Source organism: Arthrobacter sp. ISL-65 (assembly GCF_018613795.1).
In the GTDB taxonomy this organism is placed as follows: Bacteria; Actinomycetota; Actinomycetes; order Actinomycetales; family Micrococcaceae; genus Arthrobacter.
The window spans coordinates 1-19,943 of the sequence record NZ_JAGGPN010000034.1 but is presented as its reverse complement, the minus strand read 5'-3'; the positions used below and the strand labels follow the sequence as shown (position 1 = coordinate 19,943).

Annotated in this window: 26 protein-coding genes; 7 read left to right on the top strand and 19 right to left on the bottom strand. The window is 65.4% G+C overall.

Annotated elements, in window-relative coordinates; genetic code table 11:
* The first annotated feature begins 81 nt into the window (after positions 1-81).
* Positions 82-543 (top strand): hypothetical protein, encoded by a 462-nt coding sequence (locus J7I85_RS25045; protein ID WP_251024356.1) that lies wholly within the window; start codon positions 82-84, stop codon positions 541-543.
* Here J7I85_RS25045 and J7I85_RS14145 read toward each other — a convergent pair.
* Together J7I85_RS14145 and J7I85_RS14140 are read right to left on the bottom strand one after the other, a co-directional pair.
* Positions 537-953, bottom strand: coding sequence for a CBS domain-containing protein (locus J7I85_RS14145; RefSeq protein ID WP_214852658.1), 417 nt, complete (start codon positions 951-953; stop codon positions 537-539). The two genes, J7I85_RS25045 and J7I85_RS14145, sit on opposite strands and share 7 nt — an antisense overlap.
* 159 nt (positions 954-1,112) lie before the next feature.
* Positions 1,113-1,535, bottom strand: a complete 423-nt coding sequence (locus J7I85_RS14140) for a hypothetical protein (RefSeq protein ID WP_214852657.1) — start codon at positions 1,533-1,535, stop codon at positions 1,113-1,115.
* 557 nt (positions 1,536-2,092) lie between these two features.
* On the opposite strand from J7I85_RS14140, the gene J7I85_RS14135 reads away from it, so the two are divergent.
* Entirely contained in the window at positions 2,093-3,511 is a 1,419-nt protein-coding gene (locus J7I85_RS14135) for an extracellular solute-binding protein (RefSeq protein ID WP_308159488.1), read from the top strand.
* A 55-nt stretch (positions 3,512-3,566) separates the two neighbouring features.
* On the opposite strand, the gene J7I85_RS14130 is transcribed toward J7I85_RS14135, so the two are convergent.
* From J7I85_RS14130 to J7I85_RS14110, 5 genes are all read right to left on the bottom strand, one after another.
* The gene (locus J7I85_RS14130; RefSeq protein ID WP_214852656.1) at positions 3,567-4,550 is read right to left on the bottom strand and encodes an ADP/ATP-dependent (S)-NAD(P)H-hydrate dehydratase; all 984 of its coding nucleotides are present in this window, start codon (positions 4,548-4,550) and stop codon (positions 3,567-3,569) included.
* Positions 4,534-5,340, bottom strand: a complete 807-nt coding sequence (locus tag J7I85_RS14125) for a histidine phosphatase family protein (protein WP_374102472.1) — start codon at positions 5,338-5,340, stop codon at positions 4,534-4,536. Before J7I85_RS14125 ends, J7I85_RS14130 begins: the two co-directional genes overlap by 17 nt.
* 245 nt (positions 5,341-5,585) lie before the next feature.
* Positions 5,586-5,750: a hypothetical protein gene (locus J7I85_RS14120; protein ID WP_214852655.1), complete on the bottom strand. Its 165-nt coding sequence runs from the start codon at positions 5,748-5,750 to the stop codon at positions 5,586-5,588.
* A gap of 25 nt (positions 5,751-5,775) precedes the next feature.
* Positions 5,776-6,879, bottom strand: a complete 1,104-nt coding sequence (locus tag J7I85_RS14115; RefSeq protein WP_214852654.1) for an LCP family protein — start codon at positions 6,877-6,879, stop codon at positions 5,776-5,778.
* Positions 6,880-6,933: 54 nt separating this feature from the next.
* Positions 6,934-7,557 carry a low molecular weight phosphatase family protein gene (locus tag J7I85_RS14110; RefSeq protein WP_214852652.1) on the bottom strand — a complete coding sequence of 208 codons (624 nt, stop codon included), beginning with the start codon at positions 7,555-7,557 and terminating at the stop codon, positions 6,934-6,936.
* A 212-nt stretch (positions 7,558-7,769) separates the two neighbouring features.
* Between J7I85_RS14110 and J7I85_RS14105 the strand changes: the two genes are divergently transcribed.
* Positions 7,770-8,918 (top strand): alkaline phosphatase family protein, encoded by a 1,149-nt coding sequence (locus J7I85_RS14105; RefSeq protein WP_251024355.1) that lies wholly within the window; start codon positions 7,770-7,772, stop codon positions 8,916-8,918.
* A 101-nt stretch (positions 8,919-9,019) separates the two neighbouring features.
* On the opposite strand, the gene J7I85_RS14100 is transcribed toward J7I85_RS14105, so the two are convergent.
* Entirely contained in the window at positions 9,020-9,178 is a 159-nt protein-coding gene (locus J7I85_RS14100) for a hypothetical protein (protein ID WP_214852650.1), read from the bottom strand.
* Positions 9,179-9,283: 105 nt separating this feature from the next.
* On the opposite strand from J7I85_RS14100, the gene J7I85_RS14095 reads away from it, so the two are divergent.
* Positions 9,284-9,835, top strand: coding sequence for a universal stress protein (locus tag J7I85_RS14095; protein ID WP_251024354.1), 552 nt, complete (start codon positions 9,284-9,286; stop codon positions 9,833-9,835).
* A 74-nt stretch (positions 9,836-9,909) separates the two neighbouring features.
* Positions 9,910-10,197, top strand: coding sequence for a DUF6221 family protein (locus J7I85_RS14090; protein WP_214852646.1), 288 nt, complete (start codon positions 9,910-9,912; stop codon positions 10,195-10,197).
* A gap of 7 nt (positions 10,198-10,204) precedes the next feature.
* On the opposite strand, the gene J7I85_RS14085 is transcribed toward J7I85_RS14090, so the two are convergent.
* The 4 genes from J7I85_RS14085 to J7I85_RS14070 all read right to left on the bottom strand — a co-directional run bounded on the left by J7I85_RS14085 (position 10,205) and on the right by J7I85_RS14070 (position 13,573).
* Positions 10,205-10,879, bottom strand: a complete 675-nt coding sequence (locus J7I85_RS14085) for a DUF6766 family protein (RefSeq protein WP_214852644.1) — start codon at positions 10,877-10,879, stop codon at positions 10,205-10,207.
* A 92-nt stretch (positions 10,880-10,971) separates the two neighbouring features.
* Positions 10,972-11,397, bottom strand: a complete 426-nt coding sequence (locus J7I85_RS14080) for a hypothetical protein (RefSeq protein WP_214852641.1) — start codon at positions 11,395-11,397, stop codon at positions 10,972-10,974.
* Positions 11,384-11,986 carry a Rho termination factor N-terminal domain-containing protein gene (locus J7I85_RS14075; protein ID WP_214852640.1) on the bottom strand — a complete coding sequence of 201 codons (603 nt, stop codon included), beginning with the start codon at positions 11,984-11,986 and terminating at the stop codon, positions 11,384-11,386. Before J7I85_RS14075 ends, J7I85_RS14080 begins: the two co-directional genes overlap by 14 nt.
* A gap of 411 nt (positions 11,987-12,397) precedes the next feature.
* Positions 12,398-13,573 carry a glutamate--cysteine ligase gene (locus tag J7I85_RS14070; protein ID WP_214852639.1) on the bottom strand — a complete coding sequence of 392 codons (1,176 nt, stop codon included), beginning with the start codon at positions 13,571-13,573 and terminating at the stop codon, positions 12,398-12,400.
* A 210-nt stretch (positions 13,574-13,783) separates the two neighbouring features.
* On the opposite strand from J7I85_RS14070, the gene J7I85_RS14065 reads away from it, so the two are divergent.
* Both J7I85_RS14065 and J7I85_RS14060 read left to right on the top strand, forming a co-directional pair.
* Positions 13,784-14,296, top strand: coding sequence for a DUF2243 domain-containing protein (locus J7I85_RS14065; RefSeq protein ID WP_214852638.1), 513 nt, complete (start codon positions 13,784-13,786; stop codon positions 14,294-14,296).
* Between the two features lie 97 nt (positions 14,297-14,393).
* On the top strand, positions 14,394-14,735 hold the full coding sequence (locus J7I85_RS14060; protein WP_214852637.1) for a hypothetical protein: 342 nt from the start codon (positions 14,394-14,396) through the stop codon (positions 14,733-14,735).
* A 130-nt stretch (positions 14,736-14,865) separates the two neighbouring features.
* On the opposite strand, the gene J7I85_RS14055 is transcribed toward J7I85_RS14060, so the two are convergent.
* The 7 genes from J7I85_RS14055 to J7I85_RS14025 form a co-directional block, all read right to left on the bottom strand.
* Entirely contained in the window at positions 14,866-15,093 is a 228-nt protein-coding gene (locus J7I85_RS14055; protein WP_214852636.1) for a hypothetical protein, read from the bottom strand.
* Positions 15,090-15,824 (bottom strand): GAF and ANTAR domain-containing protein, encoded by a 735-nt coding sequence (locus tag J7I85_RS14050; protein ID WP_214852634.1) that lies wholly within the window; start codon positions 15,822-15,824, stop codon positions 15,090-15,092. Before J7I85_RS14050 ends, J7I85_RS14055 begins: the two co-directional genes overlap by 4 nt.
* Positions 15,825-15,944: 120 nt before the next feature.
* Positions 15,945-16,703 (bottom strand): GAF and ANTAR domain-containing protein, encoded by a 759-nt coding sequence (locus J7I85_RS14045; protein ID WP_214852632.1) that lies wholly within the window; start codon positions 16,701-16,703, stop codon positions 15,945-15,947.
* 199 nt (positions 16,704-16,902) lie between these two features.
* Positions 16,903-17,145, bottom strand: a complete 243-nt coding sequence (locus J7I85_RS14040; protein ID WP_214852629.1) for a CDGSH iron-sulfur domain-containing protein — start codon at positions 17,143-17,145, stop codon at positions 16,903-16,905.
* Positions 17,135-18,190, bottom strand: a complete 1,056-nt coding sequence (locus J7I85_RS14035) for a glycosyltransferase family 2 protein (protein WP_214852627.1) — start codon at positions 18,188-18,190, stop codon at positions 17,135-17,137. Before J7I85_RS14035 ends, J7I85_RS14040 begins: the two co-directional genes overlap by 11 nt.
* Entirely contained in the window at positions 18,187-19,254 is a 1,068-nt protein-coding gene (locus J7I85_RS14030) for an iron-containing redox enzyme family protein (protein ID WP_214852625.1), read from the bottom strand. Before J7I85_RS14030 ends, J7I85_RS14035 begins: the two co-directional genes overlap by 4 nt.
* Positions 19,255-19,391: 137 nt before the next feature.
* Positions 19,392-19,817, bottom strand: a complete 426-nt coding sequence (locus J7I85_RS14025; RefSeq protein WP_214852622.1) for a MarR family winged helix-turn-helix transcriptional regulator — start codon at positions 19,815-19,817, stop codon at positions 19,392-19,394.
* Positions 19,818-19,943 lie beyond the last annotated feature (126 nt).

Below are 19,943 nucleotides of genomic sequence, written 5' to 3'. Positions count from 1 at the left end.
AAAGGCGGTTCTGTGGGGAAACGGACAGGAAGTCCAGGTGGGAGATCTTCAGGAGCTGATCTTTGCCCTGACCCAGGACCAGTGGCAGCCGTCGGAGGCCACGTACCGCATCAACATCGCCTACCGGGGCGCCTCTCCTCGGACGATTATCCACTGGAGACCGGCCTCGCCAGGCTGCAGGCTGAAGCCGCCGGCGGCCTGGAGCAGCACCGGATCGTCAACCAGTCCGCCGTGTTCTCGATCATGACGGATCCGGAGGCTTCGCTGGCGGACTGGCTGGCGGAACATCCGGAGCTGTACCGCAAGGTGGTGTTTCCGGCTGAGTTGAAATGGGCCATCCGGAATCACCTGGACCAGGCCAACGTCACCGAACGAGTGCTGTTTCCCGGCCTCGACGGGCTGTGCCGCTGGCTCGCCCGCTATTACGGCGACCGCCCCGAGCAGGTGTACCCGGACGCCCAGATTTCGCCCACCGAGCCTGCCGAACCCGAGCCTGCCGATGCCGGCGACGGGCAGCCCGACACGGAGCCCGGCGCTCAGTAGGAGATGAACTCCACCAGTTCGCCCACCCGGTCCTCCGGGTAGTTCCGGGCGATGTCGGCCTGGCTGAGCATTCCGACCAGGTCGTGGCCGTCGATGACCGGCAGCCTGCGCACTTGGTGCTGCTGCATAGTCCTGATGGCTTCCTCGACCGTATCGTCGGCGCCGATGGTCACCGGTTTGCCCTCCGCGAGATCGCCCGCCTTGGTGCTCTTGGGGTCGCCGCCTTCAGCCAGGCATCGGACCACGATGTCGCGGTCGGTGAGCATGCCCTTGAGCCGGTTGTCTTCGCCGCAGATCGGGAGGGAACCAACGTCGAGGTCCTTCATCTTCCTGGCCGCCTGCTCCAGGGTTTCGTTGGCGCCGATGCACTCTGCCCCGCCAGTCATGATGTCGCGTGCCAAGATGGACATTGCCGTTCTCCTCACCTTCGTTGCCCGTACGACGGCGGGCTGCCGCCGCTCCCTGCCAACCTGCCCCCGAGTTTTTGTACAGATAATGGCTCCAAAGTGGCATCTAGCGCCCATTATCTGCACAAAAACTCGGGCGTTCACTTCAGTGCGGGTCTTTTTTCAGTCCGGCACTTCCATCTGGAACCCGCAGGCGCAGTGCAGCAGCCGGGTGGGCAGATGCACGTCGTGGATGGTGCGGTGCCGGCCCAGCTCTGAGCCGGCGATGCTGCTGGTTCCCGAGCTGAGCGACGTCATTGGCGCGCCACAGTGGAAGTATTCGCCGCCGAATTGCAGCACCCCCAGCACCTGGCCGTGACGGTTCAACACACCTGCCACGTCGTGGACGCCGGCCGGGTGGGCATAAAAGTGGTCGCATTCGACGCAAGTGTAGGACACGTCCACTAGGCCGTCCTGAGCGGGATGAAGGGCCTCGATCGATTCGACGATCAGGTGTTCATCTGTCTGGCACTCGGAACACCACAAGGGGTCGCCGGAGGGACGCTGCGCTTCGCCGGGCAGTTGGGCGTTGGAGATAGTCGTCATTGACGTGCTCCTGTTTAGGGGGCATCGGGGCCCTGCTGCTTGAGCTCAATCCCACGCTTAAAATACTCCCGCCCTGCCGGGCCGAGCAATAGCACCCCCACCCGGCGGAGACCGCCCCGGAACATCCCGGCGGCCGCCGTCGTACGCCCTGAATCCCTGCCCCAGCGGCGGGATATTCACAAGGAAAAAACCCGCGGCCGGACCCTTGTGGCGGAAGGGGCGGGGTGCTATAAAACATCTACAGCCAGCCGATGGGGCTGGCGGTGAACGGGAGGACCCGGGGCTTTAAATTGGCTGCCAGAAGGGGCGGTTAGCCCAGGAGCACGCCACCGCGCCAAATAGCGCACGGCAGCAGCATCCGGATCCTCTCGCGGACGGTCTCCGGCTCAACGAGCGGGGGCCGTCCCTTCATGTGCGCCCTGTGCGCGGTGGTGGCTCCGCCCTACTGACAGTCGGGGAGCAATTGGATACGCTTACAAGACAGGTCTCCTAGTTGTGCGCGGGGTTCGTTGCCCGGCGTGCATTCATACTGCGGCACCGTTTGGCAGGAGCGCCAGGTGAATAGGACCAGAGGCCACGTCAGGGCGGGCGTTCTAGCAGCGGTGTCCTTGGCGGCGGCCTTCTTGGTGTCCTGCACGTCCGGCAACGGTCAACCACCCGTACCCAGCCCGGATGCCGACCACCACAACATCACGGTATGGACCACCGAGACGCTTCCGGACCGCATGGCCAAGCTTCGGGTCGTCATCGAGGATTTCACCGCGGCCACAGGAATCAAGGCTGACCTTGTGGGTGTGCCCGCGCACCGCTTCAACCAGGTCTTGACGTCCTCGGCCGCTTCGGGTGACCTTCCCGACGTGATGGGTTCCCTGTCGCTGGGGCAGGTCCGGACCATAGCGGCCGCGAGACACATCGACTACAAGACAAATGCGGCCATAGTGCAAAGCCTCGGGGAACAAACGTGGACCGCCCGGGCACTCGACCTGACGCGCGAAAACGGCCACCAGTTGGCCGTTCCCGGCTCCGCCTGGCAGCAGCTGATCTATTACCGCAAGGACCTCTTCGCCAAGGCTGGATTGAAGGCGCCCCGGACGTACGCGGACGTCGTCGCCGCGGCCAGGAAACTGGATTCCCCGGAACTGGCGGGCATTGTCGCGGCCAACAAGACCGGCCAGGCTTTCACGCAGCAGTCCTTTGAGCACATTGCACAGGGCAACGGCTGCGAGATGGTCGATGCCAAGGGCCGCATCATGTTCGACAGCCCGCAGTGCGTGGCGGCGCTCGCCTTCTACCGCGACCTGCTCAAGGACTACTCCAGGCCTGGCATCCAGGACATTGATTCGGTGCGGACCGCATACTTCGCCGGTAAGGCCGCCATGGCCATCTGGCCGACGCACATGCTGGACGAGTTGGCCGGCACTCGTGTTGACGCCCGACCCAGTTGCCCCGAATGCAGCAAAGACCCGCTGTTCCTGGCGCGGAACACCGGGGTAGTTGCCGGCCTTCAGGGGCCAGACGGGCAGCGGCCGGCGCACTTCGGCGAGGTGATCTCGTGGACCGTGACAGCTGATTCGGACACCGAACCTGCCCGCCGGTTCGTGGAGTACTTCCTGACCGACGGCTATGCCGAGTGGCTTGCAATTGCCCCGGAGGAGCGGGTTCCGGTGCGCTCGGGCAGCGCTGCAAATCCGGCCGAGTACGCCGAGGCCTGGATGTCCCTTCCCGTGGCAACGGGAAGGACCGAGCGGTTCGGCAGCATCTACGGAAAGGACGTTCTCGCCACCGTGCTGCAGGGCTCCGAAGACCTGGAGCACTGGGGGATTATCCAGGGCCACGGCGACCTTGCCGGCGCTTCTCTGAACGAACAGCCAATAGCGAATGCCGTCAGCGACGTTGCAGCGGGCCGGGCCGAGCCGCAGGCGGCAGCCACCAAGGCCGCCGCGTCCCTCCGGTCCATCCTGAAGTCGCTGAAGTGAGCCGCCGGTTGCGCCTGCCTCCGCGGCTTGGGCCCGCTGGTTGAGCCGGCCTATGCTACGTGGCCAGTTCCATCATGAGCGGGGGCAGTTCGTCAGCCAGTTCCCGAGCCAGATAGCCCAGGCTGCCCACCCGGCTGGCGAGCCTGTCGCCTGCCGCGGCGTGAAGGTGCGTGCCCCAGCAGGCGGCTTGGGCGTCGCTGGTGCCCCGTGCGCGGAGCCCGGCAATGGCACCCGCCAGGATGTCGCCGCTGCCGGAAGTGCCCAGCCCGCCGTATCCGGTAGTGATTTCCCAGTGGTCTCCGGTATCCGGGAAATCAACGCCGGGGGAGCCGGTTCCCGGTGAGCCGCCGTCGGGGTTTCCCACGCCGGGAGGCCCGGCAATGACGCCCTGGCAGCTCACCACCGCGCGGTACTTCCGGGCGAGCTCGACAACGTCGGCCGCCAAATCCCCAGTATCCCGGCCCAGCAGGATCCCGGCCTCGGCGGGGTTCGGCGTGAGGATCAGCCGCCCCGCCCAAGGGCTCAGTTCGTCAAGCAGCCGGGGGAGTGCGCCCAAGGCGTAGGCATCGAGCACAACTGTCGGAGCATCACCCGGATCCCGGGAGGATTCATGTCGCAGCAGACCGCGGAGGAGCGCCTCGGTCTGATCGATGTCGTCCAGTCCCGGGCCGATCAGGACGGCATCTGCAGCATCGAAGTCCGCGAGCAGGTTTTCCAGCCCGGCATCACCCACGGAACCGCCTGCGGATTGGGGCAATCCGATCACCCCTGCCTCCGGCAGCGTCACCGCCAGCTGAACGGCCACTGACTCCGCTACGGCCAGGGTCACCCGGCCGGCGCCGGCGCGAAGTGTGGCGGTGCCAGCGAGCAATGCGGCACCCGGGGTGCGTCGGCCGCCGCCGATGACCAGCACCGAGCCGCGGGAGTATTTGTCGGATCCCGCCGAGGGCAGCGGCCAGCTCCGCAGCAGCGTCGGCGTGATCAGGGTGGCGGCACTGTCGGCGGCAGACGCCCTGGCAGGCTCAGCGCGGGTGGACATTGGCGTCCCCGGAGTGTTCGGTCACTTCGACGCCCTGCTCCATAAGGTGGTCGGCCACGTTGAAACTGTCCAGCGTCCACGGGCCCACACCGTCCGGCCGCACATAGCGGGTCAGTGAGGCGTTCAGGACCGGAGTGCTGGCCGCCACGTCCAGGAGCTCCCGTTCGGACATGCCTTCGAGGATGTAGCGGAACAGCATGACGACGGCGTCGTGGCAGACCAGCATCACCCGGTGGCCGCTGCCCAGCGCGTTCAGTTCCCCGATCACGGAGCGAAGCCGCAGTGCCACATCCGCCCAGGATTCCCCGCCCGGCGGGCGGTAGTAGAACTTGCCCAGCCACCGCCGTCGTTCTGCTTCCTGAGGAAGCCGGGTTTCCACGCCAAAGGCGGTGAGCATGTCAAGGATGCCCAGTTCGCGGTCGCGGAGGCGTTCGTCCGAGCGGACGGGGACGGGCCAGCCCGCCGTCTCCACGGCGATCTCTGCCGTCTGGTAGGCGCGCATGTACGGGGAGGAGATGACGACGTCGGCCCGCCGGTCCTCGGGGACCGCCGCCAGCGCGCGGCCCAGGGCAGTCACCTGCTCCCGCCCTGTGGAGGAAAGCTCGACGTCGGCGTCACGGGCCGGGACCGCGATCACCTCGGCGCCGGAAACCGTTGCGTCGGTGGCGGCCACGTTGCCCTGGCTCTCGCCGTGCCGGATCAGGATGAGTTCCACGGCACCGGCGGTCCAGGCAGCGGGTACCGGCGCATCCTTGTGCGTTCCGTCAGCGGAGGTTCCGTTCTGTCCCACGATTGCACTCCCGTTCAGCCTGCGAATTTTCCACGTTACTAGTGCCGTACCCGGAATGTCAGCAGAGTAACCACCCTCCGCTCAACCTCGGACACACGATCACTTTTCGTCGCCCTTTTCGGCACACTCCATCACCGGATGAGGAAGCGTTGGCCCGAAGCACGCAGGACGTGAGGAAGCGTCGGTCCAAAACGTGCAGGACGTGAGGAAGCGTTGGGAAATAGTCTGCAGGACCTGAGGGGGCGTCAGGGGATGCGTTTGCCGCCTGAGCGGTTGAGGAAGAACACCAGCACGGCGGCCAGCAGGAGGACCGGCGCCACCCACAGCAGGAAGGCCACCGCTTTGATGACGGCGCCCATGATGAGAAACACCACCGCGACGGCAACGATGATCCAAAGAAGTTTTTTCACAAATGCCCCTTATTTTCCGAACGTCTCACTTCCCCAAGGTCGCAGCGTACTGCCCCATCCTGTCCTTGCCCAGAGCCGCACCAACCTGGGCTATGGCGCCGTAGTCCGGCAGGATGATCGACTGCCCGTCGGTGCTGGTCCCAAATCCCGCTGTTGGAAGCGTGAAGGACACCGCGTCCTGCACCTGGACATTCCGCAGGCTGTAGGCGAGGCTGGCCATCGTCGCAGCATTGAGGCCCTTGTCCACCTTAATGTACTTGGACGCAGTGCTGACCAGCTTATAGAGCGTTACCGGGTTCGCCAGGGTGCGGGCGGAGAGCAGCTTGCCCAGCGTCGAGCGCAGGAAAAGCTGCTGGTTCTCGACGCGCTGGAAGTCACCGTCGGCAAACGCGTAGCGTTCGCGGACGAATTCGAGGGCGCGCTGGCCCTTGAGCCGGTTCACTCCAGCGGGAAAATGCTGGTGCGTGTCATGCGTGGAGGTGAAGGCCTCCCGGACGTTCACATCCACGCCGCCGAGCGCCTCGGTGATTCCCCTGAAGCCTTCAAAATCAATCATGACGGAGTGCTGGATCTTCTGCCCGAACAGCGATTCCACTGTTTTCACGGCGAGCGGCATACCGCCCTGTTCCAGCGAGGCGTTGATTTTGGCCTCGCCGTACCCGGGGATCGGAACCCACAGGTCGCGCATGAGCGAGATGCCGTAGGCGTGCCTGCCGTCGGCCGCGAGGTGCACGAGAATAAGGACGTCCGAGCGCTGGTTCGGCAGGCCGTTCGGAGTGGGGGCGTCGCCTTTACGGTGATCGCTGCCGATGAGCAGGATGTTCATCGGCAGCGTGGGCGGGGGCGGAGGCTTCACCGGTTTTGGCGCCGGCTTCACCGGTTTGGTGGGCGAGGGCTTGGAGGTGGCTGTCTGCGGGGGGCTTTCCGGGGCCGCGCTGACCTCCGTCTTGGCGGTCTGGGTATTCCAGATCTGGGCCAGATTGAACAGGAAGCCGCCGGCCACCAGGGCAATCCCGAGCAGCACGGCCAAAACTAGGTTGTGTGTGGTCCGCGTGGGTTTGGCGCCACCATTGGCGCCAGGAGCGGGGTCGCCATCGTCCCCTGCTCCCGGACTGTTCCGGGATTTCATGATCGGACGGTACCACCAAAAGTCGCCCGTGAGAACGACGGCGGTGGGCCGGTTTTAGGAGGGCGCGTTCAGCCGGGCGAAACGCAGGATGGAGATGATCGCCGGGGCCAGTTCGTCTTCCATCTGCCGGTAGTGCTCGTCGCTGCGGCGGTAGGGGTCGACGACGTCGTTGTCCGCGGCGTCCGGGGCCAGCGCGAGGTGCCTCACGGATGCTGCCCGGGCGGGAAGCTTGCGCCACAGCTTGGTGTTGGCCGCGAGCCGTTCACCGTTGAGGCCGCCGCTCTGGGGTGCCTGGTCAGCACGCTCCTCCAGGACATCGAGCATCCTGGCGAACTCGCGGATAGTGAACGTGCGCTTCAGCAGCGAGGCATCCAGCTGCAGCACCTCGCCCCGGTGTCCGGAGGTCATGGTGAGGACCAGGTCCACGTTCCGAAGAATCTTGCCCGTCAGCTGGCGTGCCGCGAAGCGCTCCGCCGTGCCGCCGAAGGTGTGGATGATGTCCGCGGAGAGCGGCTGGACGGGGTCGCCCACCAGGGCACGGGTTCCGGCGCTGCGCACCTCGAAGCCGCCGGGCAGCACCTGGTCCAGGCCGGCCTGCAGCAGGCGTTCCGCCACGGGGGAACGGCAGATGTTGCCCGTGCAGACGGTCAGGATTCGGACTGGCGAAGGCGATTCCACGTGTTGGCTCTCTCAGCTGGCGCGCAGGACAGGTCTGTCCCACCGATTCAACTTAACATGTGAGCCGCCCCGCGTTCCAAAGGATCATGGTGCGCCCTCCCAAACAACTCCCAGCTTTTGTTCATGCTTCTGCCGGGGCAGCGGTGCCACCATGGAGCTGGGGCCTATGGAGCTGGACCGCGAACCAACGCTGCTGCAGAAGGCAGGATCCAATGAGAGCTGCTTTGATTCACAGGTGGGACCTTCCGGGGTGGGGCCGCCACGGGTGGGACCTTCCGGGGTGGCGGCGGCGCAGTCCGGGTGGCCGGAACCTCCTCCCGGGCGCCCTGCTGACGGTGGCCGCCCTCACGGGGCTTGCTGCCTGCGGAACTGGTCCGTCGCCGTCGCCGTCGCCCTCGCCGGCAGCGGCAACGCCGGGGCACGTGTTCGTGATCAACCTGGAGAACAAGTCCTTCCGGGATGTCTGGAACGACCAGTCGGACGCAGAGTACCTGTCCCAGACCCTGCGCCCGCAGGGCGTGCTGCTGAGCCGGTACTACGCAATCGGGCATGCCTCCCTGCCCAACTACATCGCCCAGGTTTCGGGACAGGGCCCAAACCGGGCAACCAAGGGCGACTGCCCGGACTACGAGCAGTTTGACTCGAGCGGCATAGCATCGCTTGGCCAGGCGCAGGGCCGCGGCTGCGTGTACCCCGAGTCCGTGCAGACGGTCGCCGGCCAGTTGAGCGCGGCAGGGAAGACCTGGAAGGGGTACATGGAGGATATGGGCACCCCGTGCCTCCATCCGGAGCCGGGCACTCGTGATACGAACCATGCTGCGCAGGACGGCGACCAGTACGCCACCCGGCACAACCCGTTCGTGTACTTTGCCGGGATCACGTCGTCGCCCGAGTGCCAGGCCAACGACGTCGACTTCTCAAACCTCGCCGCCGACCTCAAAACCGTGGCGACCACACCGAACCTGTCCTACATCAGCCCCAACCTGTGTAATGACGGGCACGACAGCCCGTGCGTTGACGGGCGGGAGGGTGGTCTGGTGTCCGCGGACGCATGGCTCCGCAAGCATGTTCCGGAGATCCTGGCCTCCCCGGCGTACAAGCAGGACGGGATGCTGGTCATCACCTTCGACGAGGCGGAGGGGAAGGAACGCGCGGATGCTGCGCTGCCGGGGGGAGCGGCGGGCGGACTGATCGGGGCGCTGGTGCTGTCACCGATGGCCAGGGCAGGCACCACCTCGGACCGTTTGTACAACCACTACAGCCTGCTGGCCAGCATCGAGGACACCTTCGGCCTGCCCTATCTGGGGTACGCTGCGGCATCCGGGCTGAACCGCTTCGGGTCCGATGTTTTCAGCCGCTGAACCAGCAGAAATGTCAGCAGCGCCGCCGCAAGGTGCGCGTACAGCAGCACGTGCAGCGGCTGGGTTGGCACGCCGGCCAGCAGCAGACCGGGGCCGGTGAACTACGCTGCGGCCGTATGTCCGTGGCCGCCCAGGGTGATCGGCGCCGCAGGCACGGGATGGCCGGAAACAGCGTGGATGACCAGGCCCAGGACGACAGTGACGGACCCGAAGAGCCAGCCGGCAACGGCAAACTGCGTGCGACCTTCCCGTTCCGCCATGCGCCCATCCTCCACCAGGTTGCCCGCCTGTGCCATTGGGTCCTAGTAGGCTGGCAGTGAGAGTCGTGTCGATCTGCCGTGAGGACAGTGGGAATGGCAGCACTCATGAATGAGCCAGCTAGGAAAGCCGGGTCCCCTGGAGGGGAGGGCGAATTCGTCCCCCAGCGCATTGTCGGGCCGGTGGTGGTTGGCGTCGTGCCCGGGCAGCCGTCCGCCGTCGTGCGAAACGCCGCCCGGTTGGCCTACTCCCTGAACGTCAAGCTCATCTGCGCCTATGTGGACATCACCTCCTACCTCAGCAACGAGCGGGACGACCAGGACCTGCTCCAGTTGGCGGGGCAGGACGGAACCGTCGACGATGTCGAGCAAACGAGCGCCCATCTGAGGGAGCACCTGCAGGCTATCCTCGGCAAGGCCGGGATCCGCTGGTCGCTCCTGACCCTTGTCGGGGAACCTGCGCGGGCGCTGGCCCGGCTGGCCGATTCGGCGGATGCCTCGGTCATTGTGGTGGGCACGCGCGAAGGCGGGGTGGGCGCGCGGCTGGAGCAGTTGCTGCTCGGCTCGGTGGCCGGCCACCTCACGCACTGGCAGACCCGGCCGGTGGTTGTTGTTCCGCTCGCACCGCAAAGACGGCACCGCCCCAAGGAGGACGCCTGACGTTACTCCGGCGCGGCGACGGTCCAGAGCACTGACACCATCCACCCACACAAGAAGAATGCGAGGGGCTTCACATGGCCGACCTGATCGATTTTCTGGAAGCGCGGATCGCCGAGGACGAGGCGGATGCCCGGCGGGGACTGGAGATGGAGGGATCGGCGGGACCCGTCGTCGGCTGGTTTAATCCCGGGCGTGTGCTTTCGGAATGTGCGGCCAAACGGGTGATTCTGGGCAACGTCCCGCTGGTCACCGATGTTGCCACCGCGATCGGCGCCACGAGCGAGTATGTCCTGATGTCCCTCGCCGCCGTCTACAAGGACCATCCGGATTACCAGGAGGGCTGGGCAGTCGACGGGCTGTGAAGCGGCGCTAGCCCGTGGTGCCTGTGTCGTCGTGCGCCGAGCCCACGGGCTTGGACTCCGGTGAGCCGCGCTGGCGGAGGTAGATCGACAGGACAACCATGGAACCGACGGCGAGGAACTCGGACTGCCAGTTCTGCAGGGTGCGGTTCCAGAACTCGGGCGACGCAATGTACTCCGCCCAGCTGACGGGCTGCTGGAAGTTCTGGATCTGCTCCTGGTTGTAGTTGCTAGTCCCCGCAATGGACTGCACCAGCCAGGACAGGACGAAGATCAAGCCCATCGTCAGTCCCAGCGAGTTGGAGTACAGGGTGCGCCGCCAGCCGGAGACGCGGGCCCACTTCGGGGACTTGGCGTTGCTGTACTCGCCCACGAGCTGATCCTTGTCCGACTCCGGCCCGGGCGCGTTCAGTTCCTTGGACTCCGGGGACCCCTTCTGGACCAGCCAGATGGTTGCGAAGATGTAGAGCAGGAACTGCAGGTATTCGGACTGCCAGTTTTCGGAGACGTCCACGGCGAAGTTGGACGACACCAGGTACTGGGCGAAGTTGATTTCTTCCAGTCCGGAAGCTACCTGCTCCTCGTTGAAGAGGGCATGGCCGGTGAGCGCCTGGCCCAGCAGGGCCAGGAGGAAGATAAGGCCGAAGAAGAGGCTGAGGCCGTTGTTTCTAAGTGCTTTTTTCACGGTCCGCCTATCCCCGAACAAGCCCGACGGCGGCCATGTAGGCGAGTCCGCCGAAGATCAGGATGAGGTACAGGGCAAAGCTCCAGCGCATTCTATGTGCCTCCTACTTCGCAGGTGTACGGTGCTTCTTCCCCGTTCGCGGTGCAGCCTGCGCCCGTGATTCTCCAGCCCGCGTCAGAGGCGGCCAGGAAAACGGTGTCGTTCTCGAACTCAATGAACGCGTCACGGCCGAACTGCTCGGTGCTCAGCAGCTTTCCCGGGTCCCCGAATTGGGCCTTTTCTAGCTGGCTCTCGCAGGTGCCCGCATCACTCGACCGCGCCGTCTCCTCCCGCGTCTTGGACTGGAGTAGCGAGCACGCCGCCGTCATGTCGGAACCGGCCACGTCCCGGTGGAACGCTTCAGCCGCTTCGGCGGCCTCCGTTCCCTCAGCGGCGCACCCCGAAAGTACGCCCCCCGAGAGCGCCAGCAGGGGGAGGAGCCCAAACCGCAGGCCCCTGGCAGCCCTACGCGTCTTCACGTTCCGGGTTTTCTAGCCGGAAGAAATTGGACTGTGTGCCGTCAGTGCGCTGTTCCTGGTAGATGAAGTTGAGGCGGCGGCCGTCAAACGTTTTGAACCATTCCTCCCAGCTGACGCGGCGTAGGTTGCTGTCGTTGCCGCCAAAATCTATCCGCAGCACGCCCAGGTGGTCGCCGTGTTCAGTGCCTTCAACAGTGGCCGGGGTTCCGCCGCGTTCCTCGGCCCACTGCCTGATGACCTCGTGGTGCGTCGTGGCCAGGCTGCGGCCTTCACGTTCGGGTTCATCCTCGGTGGAGGTGACCTCCTGCGAATACTTCAGCGAGCTGGATGACGCGTCGCCGTGCCGGATCTTCCCGCCTTCGGGGCCGGCGCCCAGATCGTCGGCGTCAGCACCGCCGTCGTTGTTGCCTCCGCCCTGGGAACGGGCGCTTGCAACCTCCTTCACGAGCTCCTCTTTGCGCATGCCCGAAGTTCCGCTGATGTTTTCGTCCTTCGCCTCCTGCCGGAGCTCATCCACCTTCATCTCCCGCAGCTCGGTCTCGCTGACATCGGGGGTGTTCGGCGTCTGGTTACCTGGCTTCTCACTCATGGCAATTCCTCCTCGTGCAGGGCCGCAACAATTACTAAGGTTACTTATTGTTTAATACGTACCGGGAGCGCCGTCAAGGTGGCGCGCCTGCCCCGGGACGGGGAATAAATCGCGTTTGCCCAGTTCATCCAGCAGAAAGGCCAGCGAGTAGACCTCGAGCCGCGCACCGAGCATGCCGCGGATGCAGGTTCAGCACCTGGCCCTTGGTATCCGAACTTCCCCGGCCGTAGAGGCGGCCGTCCCGCGGCACGAGGTCGAACGGGGAGGTCTGGTCCCAGTTCTCTCGGGAGCGCCGGCCACCGACGGTATGCGGACCCATTCGCACAGCCCTTCGACCAGCATAGGCAGGTTGGCATCCAGGTAGCTTCGGACCTTGTCGTCCACATCCATGGTGGTGCTCCCGTCGGGTAGTCAGGCCGATTGAAGTCGTCCAGGCACAGGACGTGGCCCCTGCCTCGTGCCATGGGTGAGTTCGACGGCGTCCATCACTACGGCGGTCAGGCTTTGGCTGCTGAGCATGACTTCCCGCTGCCGCCGTGCACCTGTGCCGGCCGCAAGAATGCGAGCGAGCTCGGTGGTCACCAGTTCGTCGTCCCCTGTTTCTGCCAGGGAGGGGTGGACATGGGCCAAGAGAGCCTGGACCGCTTCAGTAGCCGGGCACGGCGTGTTGAGCAACGGATGCACCAGGGTTCCGTCCACGCCGGCCGAGCTGGCCTTCCACGAGGCCAGGCGGAGCTCCGCGGCGGAGACGCGGGGAGCTGGCCTGCCGGCTGCCACTTCCCGCGCTGCCTGCCCGACCAGCGCCCGCACGAGGGCTGCAATGACCGCGGCATGGCGGGCATCCAGGCACACGTCGGCGATGCGCACTTCCACCGTGGGATGGCTCCGCGAGAGGCGGGCGTCGAAATACACCATGCCTTCATCCAGAAGTACGCCTGTGGCCAGCAGGGATCGGATATGGCGCCGGTATTCGCGCGCTGAGCCGAAGCGCTCGCAGGGGCCAGCGGTCTGCCAGCGGCCCCAAGCCTGGTACCGGAAGCTCGCATAACCGCTGTCGGTTCCGCGCCAGAACGGGGAATTCCCGCTCAATGCAAGCACAACCGGCAACCAGATGCGGATCCGGTCCAGAATTGCGACACCTTCGTCGGCCGACCTGATGCGGACGTGAACATGGAAGCCGCAGGTGAGTTGCTCTTGGAAGGTCAGTCCGAACCGGGCCGCCATGTTCAGGTACCGCGGCTGGGGTACCACCGTCGGCGTCGTCGGCAGGGGGCTCGTGCCAAGCGCCACTGCCCGGGCTCCCACTGACTTGGCAGCTTCATCGGCCATGGTGCGGCCTGCGCGGATGGCTGAAGCCAGCTCCGGCAGGGTAGAACAGACTGGGCCAACCGCCTCAAGTTGCTCCTGCTTGACCTCCAGTGTCAGTGCCGGTCCCGGGACTGCTCCCGCAGGGTGATGGCGGCGGGAAAGTGCCTGTTCGGCGACCGGCATGGGCTGCCCCGTCCGGCTGTCGACGAGCAGGAACTCTTCTTCCACGCCGAACGTGCGGGCTTTTGCCTTGTGCGTAGCTGGTCCAACTCGGCTCATGGAGATCCTCGATGGGAAAGGGCCGGTCTGGGCCCCAGGCTGTGGGCGCTGCTGTCCTATCAGCACCAGCGGCCGTCCTGCACGAGCCTTCAACCGCCCGCCCGATCCCGCAGACGCGAAGGCCGACCGTTTTCCCAGATTACCCACCATCCACTCACGTGGGAAGGCTCAGGAGGTGTGACTAGGGGGTGGCCGCGGTAGCGTACGCCTATGGCAAGTAAGGGGCAGCAGTACGGGGCAGTCGGAAAACCGCCGTCCAAGGCTGGGGGCATTCTCTTCGGCCTGGGTCTAGGCGGCTTTGCGGATGGCATCGTCCTTCACCAGATTCTGCAGTGGCACCATATGGTGAGTAACACGCACGATCACCCGGTGGACACGGTGCCCGGACTGGAAGTAAACACGCTGGTGGACGGGTTTTTCCACCTCGTTATGTGGTTCTTGGTCCTCGCGGCGTCCGTTGTCACCATCAGCGCCTGGCGCCAGGGGAGGCTGGCACCTAACTGGAGCTTTCATTTCGGCCTGGTGATCGCCGGCTGGGGAATCTTCAACGTGGTGGAAGGCCTGGTGGATCACCAGCTGCTCCAAATCCACCACGTCCGGGACGATCTGGGAGGCCCTCTGGCGTGGGACCTCGGGTTCCTGGCATTCAGCCTGCTACTCACCGCTGGCGGCTGGCTGCTCTACAGGCGGGGTTTGGCTGCGCTCGAGATCAGGAGCGTCTGACTTATGCTCCCGCATGATCACTGCTATTTTGGCAAGACTGACCGATGCCTGCCGTCCTCGCTGGCAATGCAGGCTGTTGTTTTAGGAGGTTGCTTCAATGAACGATATTCCTCGACACGATGAACTGCCCCTCGCCGACTACGACCACATCCCCAGCGGAACCCTGCCGTCCCGGATCTCGGGGCTCGACGAGGGCGGCGTGGGTCAGCTGCTGGAGTACGAGCGGGCGCACGGCAACAGGCTTCCGGTGGTGCAGATACTGGAGCACCGTTTGGAGGCCCTAAAGGGGGGCGCGCAACCCAGCGGCTCCTCCGCTCCGGACACCCCGGAAGTGGGGCAGGCCCAGACCGGCTCCAAGGTCAGCCCGGCAACATCGGGACCGCCGATCAACCCGCCGTCGCACGGCGTCCCCAACAATCCGTCGCAACAGTCCCGTTGACGCCCCTGGAGCCGACGCACGGGAGTTGACGGCCGACGGCGGGCTGGCGCCGGGGCGGGGCGACGGTGCCGTCAACCAACGACGGCGGGACTAACGTGGGAGCCGCGGGCCGGCTCCTCCAAGTCCCGCCTCAGTCCCTGAAGGAATCGCCCAGTTCATAGATGGCGTGGTCAAGCAGGTCCCGCTGGATGGGGCGCAGCATGTATGAGCCGTGGAGGTAGGCTTCGATCTCCATGGCTCCTGCATCGCCGCCGATGCTGAAGTAGTGCATCCACAGTTCGTCGACATCGAGGTCGGACCGCCGGAATGAGTGGGCCGTCCGGTCTCTTTGCGCCTCTCCATCACGCTCCGCGGTCATGGTGCTTGGGGGTCGAGGTCCGCTGCAGGTTCGATAATCCCCAGGGCCACTACGCTGAGCAGGAGTTTTTCCGTGCGTGCGCGGTTAATCATGACCTGTAAGGCGTCCCTTTCATTCATCTGCAGCCGTTCCATGAGGGCGCCCTTGGCCATGTCGATGAGGCTCCGGCTATGCAGTGCGCCCTTGAGTGATTCGCTGAGTTGTGCGGCGCGTTCCCTGGTCTGGAGGTTGGACAGGATGAGTGCCGCGGGTCCAGCAAGGAGTGACAGGACCTGTTCGCTGCGTGCATCGAAGGCGTGTGCCCTGTCCGCATAGACTTTCAGGGCTCCGATGGGTTCAAGCGCGCCGCTTCCGGTCACGTCCGGCACCAGGAGTGGGACACTGATGCAGGACAACAAGCCGAGAGGGGCGCTGGCCCCGGCCCATTTCGGCCAGCGCTGGTCGTAGCGAAGATCGTCTACCCTCACGGGTTGGGCGCTTGCCCAGGCCGTGAGGCAAGGTCCCTCTCCGAGGTCGTACTGCAGACGGTCCGCCTGCTTCACGAGGCTGTTTGTGGAGGCCGTGCTCGTCGGCCGGCCTTGGGCATCGATGAGTGTGCCCCCCGCGCCCACGCTGCCGGGCAGGCTTTCGTGGGCCGCTTGAGCCAGGTTGGCCACAGCCCGGTCAACTACTGGCTCCGTGAGCAGCAGCCCTGCGACCCGCGCGAAGATCTCGGGCAGTTCGCCTGCCATTGGGTGCTTCCGCGTCACGGGCTGGCCTCACATGTCATCAGTGTTGTGAACATCCCTTTGGGGAATTATTCGGCAGGTGCTCTCCATACTAGTCCCGGTCCCGCGACCACGGCCTTGGACCTACTGGTCCGCCTCGCCATCACGGTACTGCCGATCCGGGAGCTCCGCACCATTGAGAATGTCCGTCGCGATCTGCCTTAGCTGTTGTTTGCTGGACCGCGCCATTTCATGGATAAGTTTGGCTGCTTCCTCACGGCTGACGCGGGTCTGGGCCATGACGAGGCTAAGGGCGGCGTCGACTGCTGCCCTTGATTGCAGGGCGCCGTGCAAGCCTTCCGGATGCACCCCGGAGCGGTGTACCCGAAGCGCCAGGCGGAGAATGCGGGACAGGGACACGCCGTACGATTCCACTGCCGCGATGGTCGAGGTGTCGAAAGTGGACGTGCTGAGGGCGTAACAGTTCAGGGCTGCAGCTGCGCTGGCCCCTGCATCGATTGGAACGGCAAGGATTGATACAACGCCTTCCCCCGTCACCGCTTGTGAGTAACGGTGCCATCTTTTGGATGTTCTGAGGTCTTCGACCAGAACGGTGCGGTCTTCCCTCAAAGCCGTCAGGCAGGGGCCGTCGTTGAACCCGTACTGTTTTTCATCCATCTGCTTGGCCGTATCGCTGCTGCTGGCCACGGTGGCCGGCCGCCCGTCGCGCTCGACCGAGATCGCACACAGCATCGGTTCGGGTGCTGCGAGCTTCGACGCCGAGTAAACGGTCAGCTCAAGGAGGAACTCGTCAAACCCCGGGCTTTCGAGGAGTAGGTCCTGCAACTGCTCGAGCGTTGGTACGGGATTTCGCCCGGATGTCGGCGGCTGGCCAGCGGCCATGAAATGCCCCGATCCACGTGGAGCCGGTTGCCCGGTCCATTTCTACGGCCGGATGTGAGGTCCGGTAACGATCGTGGACTGGTTTGCCTCCACGGCCAGTGACGTGACGAACAGGTGGATTACGACCTTGGCGCCAGCAGGATGCTGATGATCGCTTCGCCTTCACTTTTGAGCCTACTCCCTATCCTCCGGAACCACATCAGCTGTCCTCATCCACCGTGCTGGGAACGCCTGTGCGGAACTTGATCAGCTTGTGGGAACCGTCGCAGTAGGGCTTGATGGCGGAGGCGCCGCAGCGGCAGAGGGCAACCGTGTTCCGATGCCGGGGGACCGGGTCGCCGGACGGGGTGACTATTTCAAAGTCACCCCGTATGAGGATGGGCCCGTCCGGGCAGAGCACCACGGAGCTGGGGTCGCCTGGCTGCTTGGTCTCATGATCCATGTTGTGTTCCATTCTGGTTGTGGGCCCCTTGGACCGGCCGGATTTTGCCTTGGTGCCTGAGCCTGAGCGCGGCTGGGGAATGGGCGGCCGTTTTGATCCTGACGCCCGCATAGGGAACCCCGCCGCCGGCCCGCAGAGCAAGGGCAACCCAGATGCACACTGCCCGTTCAAAAAGCCACAGCGGGGCAAACCAGGCGGTGCTTGCCGGAAAAGCGGCCGTGCCGCCGTCGCGTCTTCTTCCGCGTTCCGCGATGCCGACGGCGGTACCGGCCAGTGCGAGGACCGCAAGGGCACGCGGTACTCGCCGTTGCGCCAGCACCACTGCCACGACGGGCAGCACGGCAAGCTCGGCGAGCAGCCGTCCGGGCTGCGCAAAGTCGTCATAGGCCTGCCGGATACGTTGCCTGAAGAAGTGGCGGGCGGTGGGCGGCCTCCGGGCCACCAGCAATGCCGGCATCTGCTTTTCACGGCCGCCGGCGGCAGTGATGGTCCGGATGAGCTCCAGGTTCTCGAAGAGCACGCCCGCATAGCCGTTCGTGGCTGCCAGCGCGGACCGGCGAACTGCCAGCGTGCCGGGGTAGTCCCCGCCGAATGCCCGGTTGATGAGGGTCCTGGAGGTGTCCCAGCGTGCGTGCCACGGCAGCGGGGTGAAGTAATTCTGCGGGCGGACCAGTTCGGCGTCGTCAAGGGCGGCGAATGCCGCGGCCAGCCCCTCACGTGTGTAGCGAACGTCGTCGTCGGCGATCACCAGCCGCTCGGCCGTGCTCCGCCTGACCGCTGTCAGAACCGCCGCCACCTTGCCGTTGCTGCCCCCGGAGCCGCCGTCGTTGGCCTTCGGTGGGATGTGCCGGACCGACGGCGGGAACAGGGCCCGGTGCCGGGCGAACAGCGCGGCGGGGGAGCCATCCACCACGGTGACCGGGGTCCAGGTGCAGAGCTCCGCAATGTATTCCGCCAGCTCCTCAATCCCGGAATCCTCGGTCCAGCGCAGGGGCAGAATGTACTCCGTGTCCGGTCGTGGACCTGGTTGTGCCGCTTTTGTCATGCTGGCGCGGGCAAGGGAGTGCGCAGCGAGGATCTGCCATCCTGCCAGGCTTCCACGATGTGCGCCGTGAGCCTGGCATCGATTGCAAGGGCGGCCGTGGCACCGAACAGGATGTCCTCAAGGAGCTCAGGTTCTGCCTCGGCGAGGCCTCCTGCGAGGTCCCGGCCGGCGATTTGTTCGTGGACGGCGTCGGCTTCCACATGTTCGTCGAAGTATTCAGTGACCTCGGCGCCGAATCCGTGGCGGCGGAACCCCCCGCCGTACAGGTGGTTTGGCCGGGAGGATGTCATCTCATAGATCGCGAGGTGACCGGTGATGGCGCCGCGCAGCCGGCGATTGAGGCCGAAGAGGGACATCATGTTCACCGAGGCGAGGGCCACGGCAGGAACAGCGTCAACGTAGCTGCCGTAGCTACTGTCAAGTCCCAGTCCATCCATGGTCCGGGCGAACAGCGCGCTGTGCATCCGGTGCTGGCGTCCGCCTCCGTACTCGTCCGCCTGGATCTCCACCAGGGCGGCCTTGGGACGCCCTGTCAGCCTGGGAATCACCCAAGTGTGCGGGTCGGCTTCCTTGAGCTGGTAGACCGACTTGTGGATGAGGAATTCTGACAGCTGTTCAATGGTGGCCTTCTTGGCCACGTAGCGCGAGAGGCTGGGCCCGCCGTCCTGGGCGGCCAGGGCAAACAGCATCTCTGCCACGGCGTCGCTGTCGGGTTTGCCCTCCGCGGCCGCGTTGTTACCGTCTGCCGGGGGCCCAGCGGCCACGAGCGCGGCGGAGCGCAGGGCCTGTTCGAACGGTTCTTCCAGAAGCCGGCGGACGGCGATCAGCCCGGGCTCCCATTCCCACAAGTCATCCACTCCCTCCAGGCCTCCATAGTGCAGTTCGTAGAGGCAAAACAGTGCGAGCTGGAGATCGTCGTCAGTGAGGATGTCGTCCGTCAGTCTCGCAGTTTCGGTGACGAGCCCGAGCAGCTCTGTTTGTGCTGCCCCATCAGCTCCTGGCCGGCGGGTCAGAAGGTCGATGAGCTCGGCGCTGACGGGACCGCGCGGTTCGGGTTTTTTCATGGTTCTCCTCGGCCGGCAGCAGCGGTGCAACCGGCGGGTGGTTTCGGTCTATTGGTCAGCAGGTAGTGACGGTCGGCGCTCCGGCGGCCGGCGGACGCGCTCCCGCCCGCGGGGCAGGGCCGCGACGGACAGGAACACTACATCCGAATGCCACGGATGTAGCGTTCCAGGTCGCCGCGCAGGGCGGATTCGCTGTCCGGTCTGTCTTGACTGAGCCGGTCCACGGCGGCCTCGGCGGTGGCCAGCACCTTTCGGCCGTGGTGCGTTAGCCGGATGTCGGTATAGCGCCTGTCACCGCTGCGTTCCCTGCTCAGGAACCCAAGTCCCTGAAGGCGGCGGACCACCCTGCCCAGGCTTTGTTTGCTTACACAGAGCAGGGTGGCCAGGTCGGAGACGGTGACAGGTTCGAGGTCTGCCACCGATTCCAACACGTCCAGGGATCCTTTGGTCAGGCCCAGGTGCGTGAGGTTGCGGTTGATCCGCAGCTCATCCAGACGGGCAGCGATGCTGAGGAGCCGGTGCGTTGGCCAGCGTTCCGGTCCTGTGGAATGAGCCAGGCTCATGCCGGCTCACGTGTTTTGGACGTGGTCCCTGGCGTCCGTGGCGGTTGCTTTGACGTCGGAGGCGGCGGTTTGGCCTTCTTCCTTGACGTGCTGGGCGGCGTCGGTGGCGGTGGTCTTGACGTTTTC

Excerpts from the sequence above, each read along its gene's own strand:
- J7I85_RS14145 (WP_214852658.1), bottom strand. The coding sequence starts at position 953 with ATGTCCATCTTGGCACGCGACATCATGACTGGCGGGGCAGAGTGCATC.
- J7I85_RS14140 (WP_214852657.1), bottom strand. The coding sequence starts at position 1,535 with ATGACGACTATCTCCAACGCCCAACTGCCCGGCGAAGCGCAGCGTCCC.
- J7I85_RS14130 (WP_214852656.1), bottom strand. The coding sequence starts at position 4,550 with ATGTCCACCCGCGCTGAGCCTGCCAGGGCGTCTGCCGCCGACAGTGCC.
- J7I85_RS14115 (WP_214852654.1), bottom strand. The coding sequence starts at position 6,879 with ATGAAATCCCGGAACAGTCCGGGAGCAGGGGACGATGGCGACCCCGCT.
- J7I85_RS14105 (WP_251024355.1), top strand. The coding sequence starts at position 7,770 with ATGAGAGCTGCTTTGATTCACAGGTGGGACCTTCCGGGGTGGGGCCGC.
- J7I85_RS14100 (WP_214852650.1), bottom strand. The coding sequence starts at position 9,178 with ATGGCGGAACGGGAAGGTCGCACGCAGTTTGCCGTTGCCGGCTGGCTC.
- J7I85_RS14095 (WP_251024354.1), top strand. The coding sequence starts at position 9,284 with ATGAATGAGCCAGCTAGGAAAGCCGGGTCCCCTGGAGGGGAGGGCGAA.
- J7I85_RS14090 (WP_214852646.1), top strand. The coding sequence starts at position 9,910 with ATGGCCGACCTGATCGATTTTCTGGAAGCGCGGATCGCCGAGGACGAG.
- J7I85_RS14075 (WP_214852640.1), bottom strand. The coding sequence starts at position 11,986 with ATGAGTGAGAAGCCAGGTAACCAGACGCCGAACACCCCCGATGTCAGC.
- J7I85_RS14070 (WP_214852639.1), bottom strand. The coding sequence starts at position 13,573 with ATGAGCCGAGTTGGACCAGCTACGCACAAGGCAAAAGCCCGCACGTTC.
- J7I85_RS14065 (WP_214852638.1), top strand. The coding sequence starts at position 13,784 with ATGGCAAGTAAGGGGCAGCAGTACGGGGCAGTCGGAAAACCGCCGTCC.
- J7I85_RS14060 (WP_214852637.1), top strand. The coding sequence starts at position 14,394 with ATGAACGATATTCCTCGACACGATGAACTGCCCCTCGCCGACTACGAC.
- J7I85_RS14055 (WP_214852636.1), bottom strand. The coding sequence starts at position 15,093 with ATGACCGCGGAGCGTGATGGAGAGGCGCAAAGAGACCGGACGGCCCAC.
- J7I85_RS14050 (WP_214852634.1), bottom strand. The coding sequence starts at position 15,824 with ATGGCAGGCGAACTGCCCGAGATCTTCGCGCGGGTCGCAGGGCTGCTG.
- J7I85_RS14045 (WP_214852632.1), bottom strand. The coding sequence starts at position 16,703 with ATGGCCGCTGGCCAGCCGCCGACATCCGGGCGAAATCCCGTACCAACG.
- J7I85_RS14040 (WP_214852629.1), bottom strand. The coding sequence starts at position 17,145 with ATGGATCATGAGACCAAGCAGCCAGGCGACCCCAGCTCCGTGGTGCTC.
- J7I85_RS14035 (WP_214852627.1), bottom strand. The coding sequence starts at position 18,190 with ATGACAAAAGCGGCACAACCAGGTCCACGACCGGACACGGAGTACATT.
- J7I85_RS14030 (WP_214852625.1), bottom strand. The coding sequence starts at position 19,254 with ATGAAAAAACCCGAACCGCGCGGTCCCGTCAGCGCCGAGCTCATCGAC.
- J7I85_RS14025 (WP_214852622.1), bottom strand. The coding sequence starts at position 19,817 with ATGAGCCTGGCTCATTCCACAGGACCGGAACGCTGGCCAACGCACCGG.